General features: G+C 70.0%; 22 protein-coding genes. 2 read left to right on the plus strand and 20 right to left on the minus strand.

All coding sequences use genetic code 11. The features are described from left to right. Positions 1-14: 14 nt before the first annotated feature. The 19 genes from C1M51_RS19035 to C1M51_RS18560 form a co-directional block, all read right to left on the minus strand. Entirely contained in the window at positions 15-167 is a 153-nt protein-coding gene (locus C1M51_RS19035) for a hypothetical protein (RefSeq protein WP_165349720.1), read from the minus strand. Further along, positions 164-583 (minus strand): holin family protein, encoded by a 420-nt coding sequence (locus C1M51_RS18475; RefSeq protein WP_129451961.1) that lies wholly within the window; start codon positions 581-583, stop codon positions 164-166. Before C1M51_RS18475 ends, C1M51_RS19035 begins: the two co-directional genes overlap by 4 nt. After that, positions 580-1,098 carry a hypothetical protein gene (locus tag C1M51_RS18480; protein ID WP_129451962.1) on the minus strand — a complete coding sequence of 173 codons (519 nt, stop codon included), beginning with the start codon at positions 1,096-1,098 and terminating at the stop codon, positions 580-582. Before C1M51_RS18480 ends, C1M51_RS18475 begins: the two co-directional genes overlap by 4 nt. Next, on the minus strand, positions 1,095-1,760 hold the full coding sequence (locus C1M51_RS18485) for a glycoside hydrolase family 104 protein (RefSeq protein WP_242499823.1): 666 nt from the start codon (positions 1,758-1,760) through the stop codon (positions 1,095-1,097). The genes C1M51_RS18480 and C1M51_RS18485 overlap by 4 nt, the downstream gene beginning before the upstream one ends. After that, complete coding sequence (locus C1M51_RS18490; protein ID WP_129451963.1) at positions 1,757-2,512, minus strand: hypothetical protein; 756 nt, start codon at positions 2,510-2,512, stop codon at positions 1,757-1,759. Before C1M51_RS18490 ends, C1M51_RS18485 begins: the two co-directional genes overlap by 4 nt. Before the next feature lie 3 nt (positions 2,513-2,515). Continuing rightward, on the minus strand, positions 2,516-3,004 hold the full coding sequence (locus C1M51_RS18495) for a hypothetical protein (protein WP_129451964.1): 489 nt from the start codon (positions 3,002-3,004) through the stop codon (positions 2,516-2,518). Next, positions 2,994-3,377 carry a hypothetical protein gene (locus C1M51_RS18500; protein ID WP_129451965.1) on the minus strand — a complete coding sequence of 128 codons (384 nt, stop codon included), beginning with the start codon at positions 3,375-3,377 and terminating at the stop codon, positions 2,994-2,996. Before C1M51_RS18500 ends, C1M51_RS18495 begins: the two co-directional genes overlap by 11 nt. A 1-nt stretch (position 3,378) precedes the next feature. After that, on the minus strand, positions 3,379-3,615 hold the full coding sequence (locus tag C1M51_RS18505; RefSeq protein WP_129451966.1) for a hypothetical protein: 237 nt from the start codon (positions 3,613-3,615) through the stop codon (positions 3,379-3,381). Positions 3,616-3,742: 127 nt separating this feature from the next. After that, positions 3,743-4,111 (minus strand): hypothetical protein, encoded by a 369-nt coding sequence (locus tag C1M51_RS18510; RefSeq protein WP_129451967.1) that lies wholly within the window; start codon positions 4,109-4,111, stop codon positions 3,743-3,745. 82 nt (positions 4,112-4,193) lie between these two features. Further along, a complete protein-coding gene (locus C1M51_RS18515) occupies positions 4,194-5,030 on the minus strand; it encodes a major capsid protein P2 (RefSeq protein WP_129451968.1) in 837 nt (278 codons plus the stop codon). 262 nt (positions 5,031-5,292) lie between these two features. Continuing rightward, complete coding sequence (locus C1M51_RS18520; protein ID WP_165349721.1) at positions 5,293-5,856, minus strand: hypothetical protein; 564 nt, start codon at positions 5,854-5,856, stop codon at positions 5,293-5,295. A gap of 77 nt (positions 5,857-5,933) precedes the next feature. Next, positions 5,934-6,383 (minus strand): hypothetical protein, encoded by a 450-nt coding sequence (locus tag C1M51_RS18525; protein WP_129451970.1) that lies wholly within the window; start codon positions 6,381-6,383, stop codon positions 5,934-5,936. Continuing rightward, positions 6,373-6,666 carry a hypothetical protein gene (locus C1M51_RS18530; RefSeq protein WP_129451971.1) on the minus strand — a complete coding sequence of 98 codons (294 nt, stop codon included), beginning with the start codon at positions 6,664-6,666 and terminating at the stop codon, positions 6,373-6,375. The genes C1M51_RS18525 and C1M51_RS18530 overlap by 11 nt, the downstream gene beginning before the upstream one ends. A 2-nt stretch (positions 6,667-6,668) precedes the next feature. Further along, complete coding sequence (locus C1M51_RS18535; RefSeq protein WP_129451972.1) at positions 6,669-6,857, minus strand: hypothetical protein; 189 nt, start codon at positions 6,855-6,857, stop codon at positions 6,669-6,671. After that, positions 6,808-7,554, minus strand: a complete 747-nt coding sequence (locus tag C1M51_RS18540) for a DNA adenine methylase (RefSeq protein WP_242499824.1) — start codon at positions 7,552-7,554, stop codon at positions 6,808-6,810. Before C1M51_RS18540 ends, C1M51_RS18535 begins: the two co-directional genes overlap by 50 nt. Before the next feature lie 13 nt (positions 7,555-7,567). Next, positions 7,568-9,331: a replication endonuclease gene (locus tag C1M51_RS18545; RefSeq protein ID WP_129451974.1), complete on the minus strand. Its 1,764-nt coding sequence runs from the start codon at positions 9,329-9,331 to the stop codon at positions 7,568-7,570. Then, positions 9,328-9,516 (minus strand): hypothetical protein, encoded by a 189-nt coding sequence (locus tag C1M51_RS18550; protein ID WP_129451975.1) that lies wholly within the window; start codon positions 9,514-9,516, stop codon positions 9,328-9,330. Before C1M51_RS18550 ends, C1M51_RS18545 begins: the two co-directional genes overlap by 4 nt. Next, positions 9,516-9,815, minus strand: a complete 300-nt coding sequence (locus C1M51_RS18555; RefSeq protein ID WP_129451976.1) for a DUF4406 domain-containing protein — start codon at positions 9,813-9,815, stop codon at positions 9,516-9,518. The genes C1M51_RS18550 and C1M51_RS18555 overlap by 1 nt, the downstream gene beginning before the upstream one ends. 94 nt (positions 9,816-9,909) lie before the next feature. Beyond that, positions 9,910-10,140, minus strand: a complete 231-nt coding sequence (locus C1M51_RS18560) for a hypothetical protein (protein WP_129451977.1) — start codon at positions 10,138-10,140, stop codon at positions 9,910-9,912. Positions 10,141-10,330: 190 nt separating this feature from the next. Here C1M51_RS18560 and C1M51_RS18565 point away from each other — a divergent pair, with 190 nt between their 5' ends. Next, positions 10,331-10,759, plus strand: coding sequence for a DUF3693 domain-containing protein (locus tag C1M51_RS18565; protein WP_129451978.1), 429 nt, complete (start codon positions 10,331-10,333; stop codon positions 10,757-10,759). A gap of 162 nt (positions 10,760-10,921) precedes the next feature. Beyond that, positions 10,922-11,893, plus strand: coding sequence for a DUF72 domain-containing protein (locus C1M51_RS18570; RefSeq protein ID WP_129451979.1), 972 nt, complete (start codon positions 10,922-10,924; stop codon positions 11,891-11,893). Here the strand turns inward: C1M51_RS18570 and C1M51_RS18575 are convergent. Beyond that, positions 11,890-14,331 (minus strand): penicillin acylase family protein, encoded by a 2,442-nt coding sequence (locus tag C1M51_RS18575; RefSeq protein WP_129451980.1) that lies wholly within the window; start codon positions 14,329-14,331, stop codon positions 11,890-11,892. The genes C1M51_RS18570 and C1M51_RS18575 overlap by 4 nt on opposite strands. Between the last annotated feature and the right edge of the window lie 8 nt (positions 14,332-14,339).

The following is a 14,339-nucleotide window of genomic DNA, read 5'->3' on the forward strand; positions in this document are numbered from 1 at the left end:
CATGGTGGGTTTCCTCACGTGGTGTGCAGCGGGTCGAGGCCGAGAACCCGCTCCAGCCGGTCTAGACGCCGCTCGACCCGGCGCATGAACTTGTGGGCCGCCAGCAGCATCGGCACAGCGGTGCAATTGAGGAGGGCCAGCAGGAACGTGGCCTGTTCGATCGTCATGACTTGCCCTTGATGCGCTCGACGCTGCGCAGCGTGCCCAGGCCCAGCAGGCCGAACAGCAGCTCCCACAGCGCGCCGTCGATCGTCGGCAGCTCGGGCACCTGGTGCCCGGCCACAGCGAAGCCGAAGGCGACCATGGGCCGCGCGACGAACTGCCACGCGAGTGCGCTGACGCAGACCCAGCCGGCCGCCGGCCGCCAGCCGCCCTTGAAGACGCCGGCCGATGCCGCCTCGGTGTTGTTGACGCCGATCTGGGCCAGCGCGAGCGCCTGGGCGGCCTTCTGTTCGAAGGTTCCTTCTGCCTGGGCTTTCAACAGCTCCAGCTCGGCGCGCGCACGCTCGGCCGGGTCCGGGAACATGCGGTCGAGCACGGCGCGGGCGCCGTCGAGCACGCCGGCGATCAGGAGCGGGTTCATGGGTAGTAGTTCCCCATGGCATCGTAGTAGCCGGTGCCCTGCCCCAGGTCCGCTTCGCCGTTCGATCCGGCCCGGCCGCTCGTCTCGTAGTAGCTCTCACGGTCCAGGCGCGCGAAGTCTCCCGTGCTGCTGGGCTGCTGCACTGACAGCAGCGCGGTGTGCGCGGGCGATCCTGTCGGCGGTGGCGTGCCGCTCCACGCCGGCAGCAGCGCGCCGCGCGCGAGCGCGTAGGCGCTGGCCCAGCGCGATGCGAAGAAGTAGCCCGCCACGTCGATCATGTAGCGCGCTTGCTTCGGGTCGGTGACGGTCTGCGCCGGGGTCGGCAGGCCGACGGTTGCGCCGACGCCGCCGACCACGCCGGCCGCGGCGCTGTCGGCGACGCGGATCGCGCCGCTGGTGAGCACCTCGGCCGCGTTCTGCACGCCGCCGCGCTTGAGCACCCACATGGCGATCAGCACGCCCGCGCCGAGCACGCCGCCGATGACGACGGTTTCGACCTTCGGGAAGCCGCTCACGCCATCACCCCGCCGGCCCGGGCGAATGCATCGGACAGGCCGGCCAGCCGGCGTTCGGGCTGACCGTAGCCGGCGCCCGGCAGGCTGGCCCATTCCTTCGCTACCTTCGCGATCGCATCGGACAGGCGGCCCGCCTGCACATCCTCCAGCGCGCCGCGGCGGCGGATCAGGTAGACCGCCGCGGCGTCCTGGCTGGCCGGCGAGAAGTCGGTGAGGCCGAGCTTGCGCTTGCACTCCAGCCACGTCGGCCGGATGAGCTGGTAGGCGCCGGCCGCGGTACTCACGCAGCCCGGGCCCAGGCCCGCGCCGCTGCAGATCGCGTCCGGCAGCTTCGCGCCGCGCCACTCGCCCGTGACAGCCGGGTGGTCGCTCATGTCTTCGATGGTGTGGGCGTAGCCGTAGCACACGCGATAGGGGTCGGCGCGTCGGTCGGTGCCCTCGGCACTGCGAAGCATCGAGAGGAACGCGGCGGTGTTGTTGTCGTGCATGGCTGCCTCGGTCTGGAACTGCTCCACCTGGCGCTCGATCGCGCCCAGCGGGTTGATGTAGTCGAGCGCGGTCGCGCCGTCGTCCTGCGCCTGCACGTCGGCCGCGCGGCGCGTGACGATGGCCGCGCCGACGAAGGCGAGCGCGGCGGCAGCGGCGACGGCAATTCGGGTCACAGCTCTTCCACGTCGAAAATGAACTTCACGTCCGTGTTCACGGCCGACCCGACGGCACCGAACCACGTTCCCGCAGGGATCACGATCGGCGTTGTCAGCGGCAGCTCGGCGATGCCGTTCGCCGGCACGTAGAGACCGGCATAGCTGATGCCGCCCGGCAGCTCGGCGCCGCTGGGCGTGATCGTCGTTGCGGTGCCGGTGGCACGCTGGGGCACCGTTGCGACGGCCGCCAGCAGCTTGTTTCGCAAGCTCAGACTCACCGGGCCCGATGCGGGCGCGGCGGTGCCCGCCCACAGCGTCAGTTCTCCCGCCGTCGCGCTGCCGAGCTGCACGCGCTTGAGCGCCAGAGGCCGCGTGCCGGCCAGCAAGCCCGCAAGGCCGACAACGCCGCCGGCCGCCGGCCGCGTCGAGCTGCCGAAATACTGCGCGCCTGCGATGGTCTTTTCCGACCCTTGATCGACCACGCGCACCACGCCCGGCTGCTTGTTCGAACCGCCGTCGCCGTCGGTGACGAGCACGCGCACAGTCTGCGCGGTCGCGCCGTTCGTGATGCTGAACGACGCGTAGCCCAGGCGCGCGAATATGCCCACATCGACGTTGCGCAGGAAGCCCGCGGCGCCGCCGTTGGTGTCGGTCAGCGCGAGCTCGGCGATTGGGTAGGCCGCATCGATCACGTCGATGCGGCGGCCCGCGCGCTCGAACCGCTTCGATTCGTTGGCCGAAAGCGTGATGGTCAGCAGTTCAATGTCCATGGGTCACTTGCCCCGAGAGAGGATGAACAGCGCCGCGACCGCAGCCGCCGCGATCGCCGAATACTTGAAGCCGTCGGCCAGCTTCCCGTCGCTGGGCGCACTGGCCGCGATGGCCTCGCCATAGGCGCGCGTGGTGTTGCTGCCGGCTTGGCTGTAGAGGTTGGTGACCGACTCGCCCAGGCTCTTGATCGTGTCGGCACCCAGGCCCGCGATGAACTTGATGGAGTCGGCCTGCGACTCGGCAAGCGCGCCCTGTAGCTGCGCGTTCAGCTCCACGATCTTCGCGGCGTCGGTGCCGGTGTAGTTCGTGGTCGTGCTGGTGGTGGTGTTCTTGGTGCTGCTGTCGCGCACCTCGAATCGCGTGCTGCTGTCGGTGCTCGACGTGAGCGTCGCGCCCGTGCCCGCGATCAGCGAGCCCTCGGCCGCAATGCGGTTGTCCTGTTGGGTGCTGGTGCTGCTGCTGGCGCTGCTGCTCTTCGACTTACCGCCCATGGGTCAGGTCCTTTTCCAGCTCGACTGAGCGAATGCGGTAGCCGCGCCGGGCGAGCGCGCGCACCAGTGCGCCGCGGCGCGTGAACATGCCCAGCATCACGGCGCCGGCCTTCTCGGCCGCGCGCTCGATCAGCTCGAGCTCGGCCGCGGTTGCGCGGCCCCGTGAGGCCGCGGCCTTGATCGTGGCGACGTTGCCCGTGAAGTCGAGCGCGACCGCGCCAACGACGTGCCCGGCCTCGATCACGTCTAGCAGCTCGGCGCCCTCGGCCATGTCTTCGACCGAGGCGCCGCCGACCGCATGACGCGCGACCGGCGCGAGCCGCTGCAGCGCCGCGGCGCGGTCGCTGGTGGGTGCCACTTCGATCATCAGCACGTCAGCCCTTTCGGCGCCGCAGCAGCAGCGCGCCGACGATCAGCAGCGCGACGCCGCCGACCATGACAGGCGACAGGCCGCCGCTCGTGACGAGACCGGCCGGCGTCGGCAGACCGTCGCTTGTCACTTCGGTCTTGCTCGGCGTCGCCACCTGGGTGCCGCTGAAGTTGACGGACCAGCCCGAGCCGTCGAGCCGGTTCCCGTAGGCGCCCGAGGCGCCGCCGATCAGCGGGCCCATGGGTCCACCACCGCCGCCGCCGATGTCCGTGAAGGCACCCAGGGCGCCACCGATGGCAGCACCCCAGGGACCTAACGCGGAGCCAGCGGCAGCGCCGGCCGCGATACCGCTTCCGCCGGCCATGGCGTCAGCGCTTCAGCAGCGCGAAGGCCGCGACGCCGACGCCGGCCAGCAGCAGCAGGGTTCCCCAACCGCCGCCGCCCGGGCTCGCGCCGAGCACGGTCTGTCCGGTGGCGTTGGGGGCCTGCGCGTAGGTGCGGCCGTTGGCACCCGCGAAGGTGCCCGGCTGGCCGTTGCCGGCCAGCGTGCGCGGCGCGGTCGCGTTGTCGATCGCGCGCACCAGCCCGTACTGGATCACGCCCTCCCACCACGATTGACCGGCCTGCGCCGACACGCCCGACTGGTAGGGCGCCATCTGCGCGTAGTCGCCGATATCGCCCGGCAGGGACTGGCTGTAGTAGGGATCGCCGGCCGCCCGGTCGAGTGCTGCACTCATGCTCTGTTCCTTTCAAACGGGGCGGCCGGTGTCAGTGCCGGCCGCCCTCTCCCGTTGCCTTCGCTTCGGTGGTGGTATGGGGTCAGAGCTGCGAGTTCAGCGCGTAGGACTCGGTGTAGATCGTCAGCGTGTCGGCCGCCGAGGTGGCGACGCGCACGTCGAGGTTCTGCACCGGAACGGCGGTGTTTCGGTCCACGAGGATGTTGGCCGTGTTCAGCGCGTTCGCCTGCAGGCTGTCGGGCAGGAAGTCGAGGACGTGATAGCCGGCCTGCGGCGCGCGGCCGTAGTCTTGCTCACGCTGGTTCGCGAAGGCCACCGGCAGGCTCTCGTAGATGTCGGTGCCGTCTCGACGCACGCGGACACTCGACAGGTTCGCGTGCTTGATCAGCACGCGCTTGAGCTGGTAGCCGTTGGCACCGAAGGGGATGTAAATCTGCTCTTCGGCCGCCGCGGCGATGACCTTCTGCTGGTACTGCACGCGCTGGATGATCCGGTTCGCGCTCGGCACTTCCACGTCGGCCCACCCCGTGATGGTCGAGGCCGCGACCACGGTGTAGTTGCCCAGGTCGAATTCCAGCGTGAACTGCTGGACGCCGGCCTCTTGCGTGGCCGCGATGGTGCCCAGCGTCAAGCCGGCTTCCTCGCGGGCCAGCCGCTCGGTGAAGTCGAGCACGAGGAAGGCGGTGGAGCCGGTGTAGTTGCCCTTGTAGGCGTTCAGCGCGATCAGGTCGGCGGCCGACGCCCAGCGGGCAAATTCCTTGTTGTTGAGTCGCAGAACAATGTTCGTGATCAGCGACGTGAGGATGTTCGTTCCGAGCTGCAGATAGAGCTTCTGGTAGGTGACGCCCAGCGGCAGAGACAGGGAAACCCGCTGATTCGGGCCGACGTTCTGGAACTGGGGCAGGCGGATGGCGCGCATGGGCGGGTTTCCTTGGGTGGTGCGTTGAGGGGGTGACGATCAGCCGGCCAGCGCCTTGTCGACGATGCCGCGCGTGGCCGGGACCTGACGCAGCGCGTAGATGGTCGCGAGAACGATGGCCGTGGTGATCGCGGCGTTTTTCAGTTGGGCTTTCATGGCTGGTGTCCTTTCATGGTGGGTTGAAGAGAGCCACCAGTGCACACCGCGCCGCTGTACGTTGGGGGCCCGGACGCCCGTACGTAGGCCCTATGTAGCCCCACCCTCACCGGGTCAGATTGATGGCCCCTTTCTGCAACACGCCGGCCCGGAAATCCCGTTCGATGTACGCAATGCGGGTCTTTCTTTCGTCCTCGACGGTCTGCAGCGCCGACACGTCGGCCAGCGGCACATCGAGCGCCTTTGCCATGGCTGCTCTGTCGTCGCTGTAGCGCAGCGTGAAGCAGCGGATGTAGGTGCAATTGCCAAGAAAGGTCTTGTCGATCAGCGCGGGCCGCTGCGCCGCGCCGATGACATGCAGCGCGCGGTGTCGGCCCTGCGTGATGCAGCGGCGCCACGCGGCCGGCGCTTGGCTGGCCGTCGTCACGTCACTGAGCTCTTCGGCCAGAAACACCAGCTCGCCGACCTCGAAAGCCAGCGCGCAGACCAGCGCGAAGGCGTCGGCCAGCGGCATTCCCGAGCCCGCGACGTAGCGCACGCGAATAGGGCCCGCGCCGGCCTTCTTGAACTCGGCCACCAGCGCCGGCAGCGTCGTGATCTTCTTCGCGTGCTTGCTGTACTCGTCGCGTGGGTCCCAGATCAGCAGGCGCTTGGGCTTGAGCTGCGCCAAGGCCTTGTTGATCGACACGCCCTTTCCGCTGCCGCTGGCGCCGATGTAGGCCCAGACCATCGGCCGATTCAGCACGCTCATGGCCGCACGCCCTCCGCAGCTTCGGCCGGCTCCGCACGCGGCATCGCCTGCCGCGCCTTCTCGGCCTTGATCGCCTGCAGCGTCACCATCGTCGGCGGTGCCGTCGCCAACGCGAGCGCGATGTACGGCCCCCAGCTCGACATCAGATCGCCCAGGCTCCACCCGTGGCGCTCCATCACCTGGGCGCCGGCCGTCGAGATGCTTTGCAGCGTGCCATCGCTCCACGTGTCGCCGAACTTCGGCCACCACTCAAACATGGGCGCGACCAGCAGCCGCGCCATGGTCAGCGCGCCCAGCAGCTCGGCCGAGCTGTCGGCGATGACCTGGGCCGGCTCCGGTGGCCGCATGCCCGGCGGCAGCGCGCCGGTTTCCAGCTCGACCGCCTGGGCTGCCAGCGCATCGAGGCCGGGCGATTCCGGGCCGCCCTGCCCTTCTTCAAATGACATGGCCCAGCACCCCCCAGCTCATCGGCGTGCGCGGTGCCGGCGCCGGTTGCGGGGCCGCGGCGACGGGTGCCGGCGGTGCCGGCGGATCGTCGCGGGGCGGTTCGATCGGCTCGGCGATCAGCAGCGCGCGAAGCTTCTCGTCCGAACGATCGGAGCGCGAGAACCCTTGGAAGTTGCAGGCGTTGCAGGTGAGCACGGACAGCTTCGACTTTGCGAGCGACAGGCGCGCGCGGTCGGAGCTGCACAGGGGGCACCTGCAGCGGCCGATGGTCTCGGCCGCCATGGTCAGGCCGGCTCGCTGGAGCTGGGGGCGGCATCGTCGATCAGGCCGGCCGCCTCCAGCGTGGCGGCCGTGGCCTCCATGAACTCGACGGCCAGCTCTGCCGACTTGACGACATTGACCGGTACGAAAGCCTTACTGGCGCTATCCAGGTGCTCGCGGGCTTCGGTGGCGATCTGTTTCGGGGTGCGCATGATCATTTCCTTGTTGCGCCCGCCCCCGGTCCGCATTCCAAGAATCTCTGTCGCGATCACTCATCGCCGAGAGCAGCGCGTTTCGCTCGATCGGGTCCATTGCATCGAGCTTGGCGAGCCAGCGCTCCACCTTCCGTCCGATGCGCTGGCGCTCGCGGAAGTTAGATCCCGCATAGGTGTACTCGGCGAGGGTCGCCGGCGCCGGGTAGTTCATCCACAGCGACTCGACGCGCACGCCGCCCCGCGTCATTGCATTGAAGTCGATCCGGCGCCAGCCGTGCAACCCGGCGGCATCGTCATAGAGCGCGCAGCGATAGCCCGACAGCGCCCAGCGCACCGGCAGGCGCTCGAGCAGCGTCAGCAATTCACGGTGGCCAGCATCGCCCATTTCGCACCGATAGATGGTCGCGCACGCCCGGCTGTCAGGGTGGTAGGGTGGGTCCAGATAAACGAACTCATCACCACACCACGGATATGACGAGAGCAGCTCGAGGGCACAGCCCTCGAGTACTTCGACGCCACCTCCGACGATTGTGGACGTCGACCATCGTCGCCAATGTTCAGCGACGGCCGGATCTCGATCGGCCAGCAGCGACGATGCTGCAGGCGCCTTCGCGCGGAACACGGCGCCGCCACCGACGAACGGCTCTATGTACACGCGGTGCGGCGGAATCTGATTGATGATCGTCTGCGCCACCCCGGCGCCGCCCTTACCACCCGGGTACCGCATAGCTGCTCCCCTCGTCGGCGTCGATCAGGGCCTTCCACGTCATCAATGGCGAGCCTCGAGGCATCACGCGGCCTGCGATCCGGGTCGGCAACTGCCGCCCCTGCGTACAGTTATTGAAACGGGTCCGAGTGAGCGTCGGCACCTTCGGTGCCCGCCGCTCATCCCTTCGCCATGTCCCCTTCGGGCGCCATTCGCGCCGGGACGACCTCACCACCACGTGAGGCTCGCTCGCATCGAAGAGACCCACCGGGCGCGGCGCCTCGATCGACTCGTATCGACCGTGCGTCAGGCGCTGCTCTTCGGCCACGCGCACCGCGTAGAGCCGGCCGACCAGCAGCCCGCCCTGGGCCTTCACGTAGCCCGCCCAATCTGCGCGCTTGTCGTCGTTCCGGTGCGCCGCGATCCAGGCCCTGCAGATGGCGTGCGATGCGCCCATGACCTCCCCCGCGTCCTGCACGCGGCGCAGCTCGCGCCACGGGGTCACGGGAGGCTGGCCGATCGCCTGGAACTGCCGAATGCCCCAGGCGCTGGCCCACGCCTCCACGCGCTGGGCGCCGCCGCCGAACATGTCGGCCTGGGCCGGCATCGGCACCGCCTCCCCGTCGAATTCGTCGTGGTGGCCCTCGGCCTCGATCGCGCCGGCATCGTCGATGTTCTTCGCGATGTACTTGGCGACGTAGCCCGAGGCGCCGCCGGCATGCATGGTCTTGACCGTCAGCCGGTGCTCTTCCGCGCCCGGCTCGTCGCCCGCGTCCGACAGCCAGTAGCGGCGCAGCGTCGCGGTGAGCTGCTCCACGTAGTGCGGCAGCGTCCACAACAACAGGTGCCAGTGCGGGCACCCGTCGTGATGCGGCTCGGCGACGCGGAAGCCGTACACCGGCATGCCCACGCGATGCAGCGCGGCGCGCGCCTTCGCCCACATCGCGCAGAGCCACGCCTGCGCGCGCCGCGGCGCGTCGGGCGGCGGCGGCCCGGCCTCGCGGAAGCGCGGATTGATGCCGCCGTGGCGCTGGGTCGCGTGGAAGCGTGACGGGCAGGTAGCCGTGATGAACACGCCGGCATGGCCTGCAGAGTCGGCCAGCGCCTCGCAGCCCGTTATGCGCGTCATCAGCTCGCCGCGGCGTATGCCCTTGTTCGACGTGGAGGCCGCCGCTGCTGCCGCGAGCGTGACCACCTGACCGCAGGCCGATTCAATCTCGGTGGCCTCCAGCATGGCCGCGTTGCGGGCCTTCTGGCCGATGTGCCGGCGCACCGTGTCGGTGGTGACGTAGGGCTGCCGGCGCGTCGCGCAGACCTCGGCGCGCGTGATGCCCTCGGCCTCGCGCTTGCGCACGACGGCGCGGCGCAACTGCCGGCGCCACCACAGCGCGCACTGCACCCGGCCAATGAGCCCCTCCAGCTGCTGGGCGTCGGTGCCCTTCCCCGTCAGCCGCGCGCCGCGGGCGTCGAGCTGCCGCACCTGGGCGTCGATCCAGGCCGCATAGCCGTCAACGTCGCGGGGGACGCGATCGGCCGTGATCCGCGATGCCATCAGTTCGGCGCGGCGGTCGGCCAGCTCGCGCAAGTCCGTGTCGTTCATGTGCGAGCGCACCGGCAGCGCGCCGCGCTCGTTTCGGATGGCCTCTACCTCGCGCGATGCGCGGGCGCGCTCTGTCGCTTGGTGCTGGTGGTGCTCGTACAGCCGGGCGCGCTGGCGCTCGATCGTGAGCCAGTGCGCGGCGGTGGTGGTGCTGTAGCGGGTCACAGAGTCAGCCCCTGCGCCCTGCTCTTCTCGGCCCTGGCCGAGAACTCATCGCGTAGCTGCTTGAGCTTCTCGCGCTGCTGCTGGGTCGGCGCGGCCGGCGTGTACTGCGCCGGCTTGTACGGAGAGAGAGAGCCGTTCCAGCCGCAGGCATCGGGGCCCGTTTCCTCCGCGTCGTGCGGCTGCATCAGAACAACCACTCCGCGACGCGCCGCACAGGCATGGCGAGCTGCTGGGCGACGTGAACCTCCAGCGTGGCGCCGCGGGACCGGTCCCAATCCGGCAGCACCGCGACGCCTTGGCACGTGACGAGCTGCGCAAGGTCGGTGCGCATGCACTGTTCCCACGTGAGGCCGGGCGGGTTCAGCTCGGCCGGGTTGACGACCTCGAAGCCCGCGGCGCGCAGCCCGAATGCCGCCTGACTGAAGGCCGGGAAATTCAGCCCCGGATAGCCCGTCATCGGCCCCGCGATGTACAGGCGCCTCATGAGCCGGTGCGCGCCAGCGCTTCAGGGGTGGGCGCCGGCTCGACGCTGGCAGCGGCATAGGCCGCGAGGATGGCGAGCACGAGCACAAGGCGCTTCATGCCGGCACCCATTGGCCGCGCTCACGGACCCAGACGGAGCGCACGCAGAGGCTGTCATCGGACAGCCGCGGCAGCACTCCCGCAACGGCTCTCAACCCATGCAGCACTCGCTGCGCCGGCTTCACGCCCGCCACGCTCGGTACCCACAGATCGGGCCCGTGCCGGTGTACCCACTGCTCGACCACGATGACCGGGCCGCGATCGTCGCGGCGCTTGGTGCTTGCCATCAGAACCCCCGTTCCGGTGCGCCCTACCCCAAAGGGGCCGCCCGGATGGAACCGGGGGTGGGCGTCACGTTGAAGTGATCCGGGCGGCGGCGCGACTTTAGCCTCAGACCCATCCATATGGCAAGTGCCTGAGGCCTTGCTACAGCAAGACCCCTACGCCAAAGTCACGTACGTACAGCAAGGGGCCACCATGGAAGCAACTGAAATCACCCGTCCGCCGACTGTCGATGAGCTGCTCGACCGGGCGAAGGCCGCCGTTGGCGTGACCAGCGACTACAAGCTGGCGCTGGTGCTCGGCATCGAGCCCAGCACCATCGGTCACTACCGGAAGCGCCGCAGCCGCCCCGATGACGACGTGGCCGCCAAGCTGGCCGACCTCGCCGGGTTGGACCGTGGATTCGTGGTGGCGTGCCTGCACGCCGATCGCGCGCCGACCGCTTCAGCGCGGTCGCTGTGGATGGAGGTCGCCGCCCGACTGAGCAACAACGGCAGCGCGCTGGCGCTGCTCCTGGCGGTCATTCTGTCCGCGTTCTTCGGCTTCGACGGAGGCCCCGATGCAGGCGCCGCCCTGCTCTCTTCTGTCGCTATCTCCGCCGAAAATGGGCTGTATATTATGTAAATTAAAAGATGGGCAAGCGGCGAAGACGCTGTGCGCTCCCGCTGGCCGGGTTCGCTGCTCGATTCGGCGCCGATACTGCTGCGCGTGGACCCCTCGCACCCAGACTTGTTCGGCATCGACGCATCGACTCCGGCCCAGCCTCGCAGAGCGCGCGGTGCGACGATGGTTCGCGCCGTCGAAGCCGATGCGCGACTGAAGCAATGGGCGGTCGACCTCGGGCCGCTGGTCCGATTCGGCACGTCGTCCTGGTACTTTCCGGGCTGGGAAGGACTGGTGTTTCGCGACCGGCATTCCGAGGGCGTGTTGTCGAAATCCGGTCTTACCGCCTACGCCCAGCATCCGCTGCTGCGGACCGTGAGCCTCGATCGCAGCTTCTACCGACCCTTGTCGACTGCTGAGTACGCTGCACTGGCGGACCAGGTCCCCGACGATTTCCGCTTCGTCGTCAAGGCCGGCGCGTCGGTGACGGATGCGGCGCTGCGAGACCCATCCAGCGGCGCACCCACGCAGCCGAATCCGCTGTTCCTCGATCCGGTGCTCACGCTGGAAACGGTGCTGCGGCCGGCGGTCGAGGGGCTGGGCCGCAAGCTGGGCGTGCTGCTGTTCCAACTGTCGCCCTTGCCTGCCGAGTGGTTGTCGACTTCGCCGCCCGGCCGGCTGTTGCAGGCGCTCGACTGCCTGTTCACCAAGCTGCCGCGCCCCGATCACGGCCTGCTGGCCATCGAGCTGCGCGACGCAGGGCTGCTGGTTCCCGAGTTGGCCGCGCTGCTGAAGTTGCACGGTGTTCGCTACTGCCTCGGCCTGCACGACCGTATGCCGCCGCTCGAGGCGCAGCTCCCGATGCTGCGCGCGACCTGGCCCGGCCCCCTGGTGTGCCGGTGGAGCCTGCAGCGGGGTCTGCGCTACCGGCAGGCCAAGGCGCGGTTCGAACCCTTCGACGCACTCGCCGCGCCCGACCCCGTCACGCGCGAGGCGCTGGCGCGGCTGATCGCAGTCACGGTGGCGGCGGGACAGCCGATCTTCACGACCATCAACAACAAGGCTGAAGGCAGCGCCCCGCTCTCGGTGTTCGCGCTGGCGGAGGCCGTGTCGACGCTGCCGCCCGGCGTCGTGAAGGCTAGCCCCCCGGCCTAGCGTGGCTCCAGTTCGAGGATCCGGCCCGGCCGGCCGTCACCCCACAGCGGCAGGTACTCCACCCGCGACCAGCGTTCGTTGAGGTTGCGGTAGTCGGCGCTGAACACGATGCCGCTCTGCCCGCTCGAGTGGATGAAACGCGAGCGCTTGCGGGCCCCCAGGTCGTACAGAGCCCTCAGACCGGCACCGTGATCGCCCAGGTAGAGCTCGCCGCTGCCGGCATCCGGCCGCAGGCTCACGCGCGAGGCATTGACGGTGAAGGCGTCACCGCCCACCGGGCTTCTCAGCTCGAACCATCGCGCCAGCCACGGCACGCTGCTGAAGGGACGGTGCTCGAGCCGCGCCTGGTGGGCCTGTCCCCACCGCCATTGGCTCACGTCATCGCCCTGCGCGGTCTGCAGTTCGTCGAGCGCGCGCGTGAAGGCCGCGTCGACCTGCTCGGCGCAGGTCTCGACCGCGGGGCTGCCGAGGTCATCGCACCAGCTCGTGTCGTTGCGGTCGAGCACGCCCTCGAGCGCCTCGCGGAAACTGCGCCGGGCCATCTGTTCCATGAACAGGGCTTCGCCGAGATCGTCCGCGAACAGGCCCCACGTCAGTTGACGCACCCAGGCCATGAAGATCAGGGGCGCGGCCCGTTCGGCGGCCATCGTGCCCTCGAAGCCCTCGAGCGCATGCTGTGCCGCCGGCGCCAGCGGGTGCACGGAGTGCGCCTGGCGCAGGAAAGGCAGCAGGCGCTGGGTGGCGGTGGACAGCAGGTCGGCCTGGATCGAGGCCAGGCTGTCCAGGCTGTGCAGCGGTCGCGCGGCCAGCAGCCGTTCGATGCGCTGCTGCCGGTACGGCGGTGCCCATTCGCTGCTGATGAAGTGCGGGTACTGCGGCCCGTGGATGCGCTGGTTCGCGCTCGCGATCCAGCCGCGCGCCGGGTCGCGGTCGCGCGGCGTGGCGGTTGGTGCCAGCCAGCCAGCCCAGTCGTAGCGGGCGTCCCAGCCCGGCGCGGGCACCAGCCCGCGCAGGTCGTTGTCGGGGCGTCGCAGCGGCACGCGGCCAGCCGAGACGAAGCCGATGTGCTGGGCGTCGGCCACCACCATGTTCTGCATCGGCGCCATGTACTGCGCCGACGCGGCGAGAAACTCGTCCACCGAGCCGGCGAGGTTGAAGGCCAGGCCCGCGGCCAGGGTGTCGGACGCGTCGAGTTCCAGGGCGGTCCAGCGCAGCGCCAGCGCGTAGCGCGGCACGGGGCCGCCGGCGCCGGTGACGCCGTGCAGGGCCGGCAGCGCGTCGGAGAGCACCGGGCCGTGGCGCGTCCGGCGCGCGATGAAGCTCACGTCGGCAGCGCCCTTCACACGGATGGTTTCCGGGACGTTCTCGAAATGGGCCCAGCCGTCCGGGGTCTCGTAGCGCTCGGGGTCGCCGGTGTCGATGCGCTCGATGTAGAGGTCCTGCACGTCAGGCGCGGTGTTCGTGTAGCCCCAGGCCACGCGTTCGTTCTGCCCCAGCACGATCAATGGCAGGCCCGGAATGCTGGCGCCGGCCACCTTCAGGCCCGGAGCCTCGAGCCGGGCCACGTACCAGAGGGTCGGCGCGCTCAGCTTGAGGTGCGGGTCGTTGGCCAGCAAGGGGCTGCCGGTGACGCTGCGTGTGCCGGCGACGGCCCAGTTGTTCGAGCCGACGCCCTCGACGCCGCTCTCGATCTGCCATGGCAGGCCGTTCGCGTCGGCTCCGTCGGCCCGCTGCGGCGGCTGCCCGTCACCCAGCTCCAGCCGGCGGTACAGCGCCGCGTAGTCGGCCGTGGCCAGCGGCTTCTCGCCCGGATACGGCGGCAGCAGCTGCTGGATGCGTGCGACCGGCATCGTCAGCGCCAGGCGCATGCGCAGCAGCTCGGTGCTCCAGTTGCCGCCCAGGTCCCAGGCCATCATGGTCGACCACGCGAGGCTGTCGACCGGGCTCCAGGCTTCGGGTTGCAGCCCAAGCAGCAGGAACTCCGGCGGCCGGGCCCGAAGGTGACCGCGCAGGTAGGCGTTGATGCCCGCCGCGTACGCATTGAGCATCGCCCGCACGCCCGGCCCGGCCTGCTCCCACTGGTCCTGCGCGGCGCGCCGCACGCCCAGCGCCCGCAGGAAACGGTCGCTCTCCACCGCGCGCGGCCCGAAGGCCTCGGCCAGCCGGCCCGCGCCAATGCGCCGGTGGGTCTCCAGCTGCCACAGCCGGTCCTGCGCATGCACGAAACCCAAGCCGAACCAGGCGTCGTCGATCGAGGCGGCGCGGATCGTCGGCACGCCCTGCGCGTCGCGCTCGATCTGCAGCCCGGCGCGCAGGCCCTCGACGCGCAGCCGGCCCTCGGCGATCGGCAGCGCGAGTTGCCGATAGACCAGCAAGGCCGCGATCACGCCCACGCCCGCCAGCAGCAGGACCGCCAGGCACCGACGCATCCACTTCATGAGGACAG

This window comes from Methylibium sp. Pch-M (assembly GCF_004136295.1).
In the GTDB taxonomy this organism is placed as follows: Bacteria; Pseudomonadota; Gammaproteobacteria; order Burkholderiales; family Burkholderiaceae_C; genus Methylibium; species Methylibium petroleiphilum.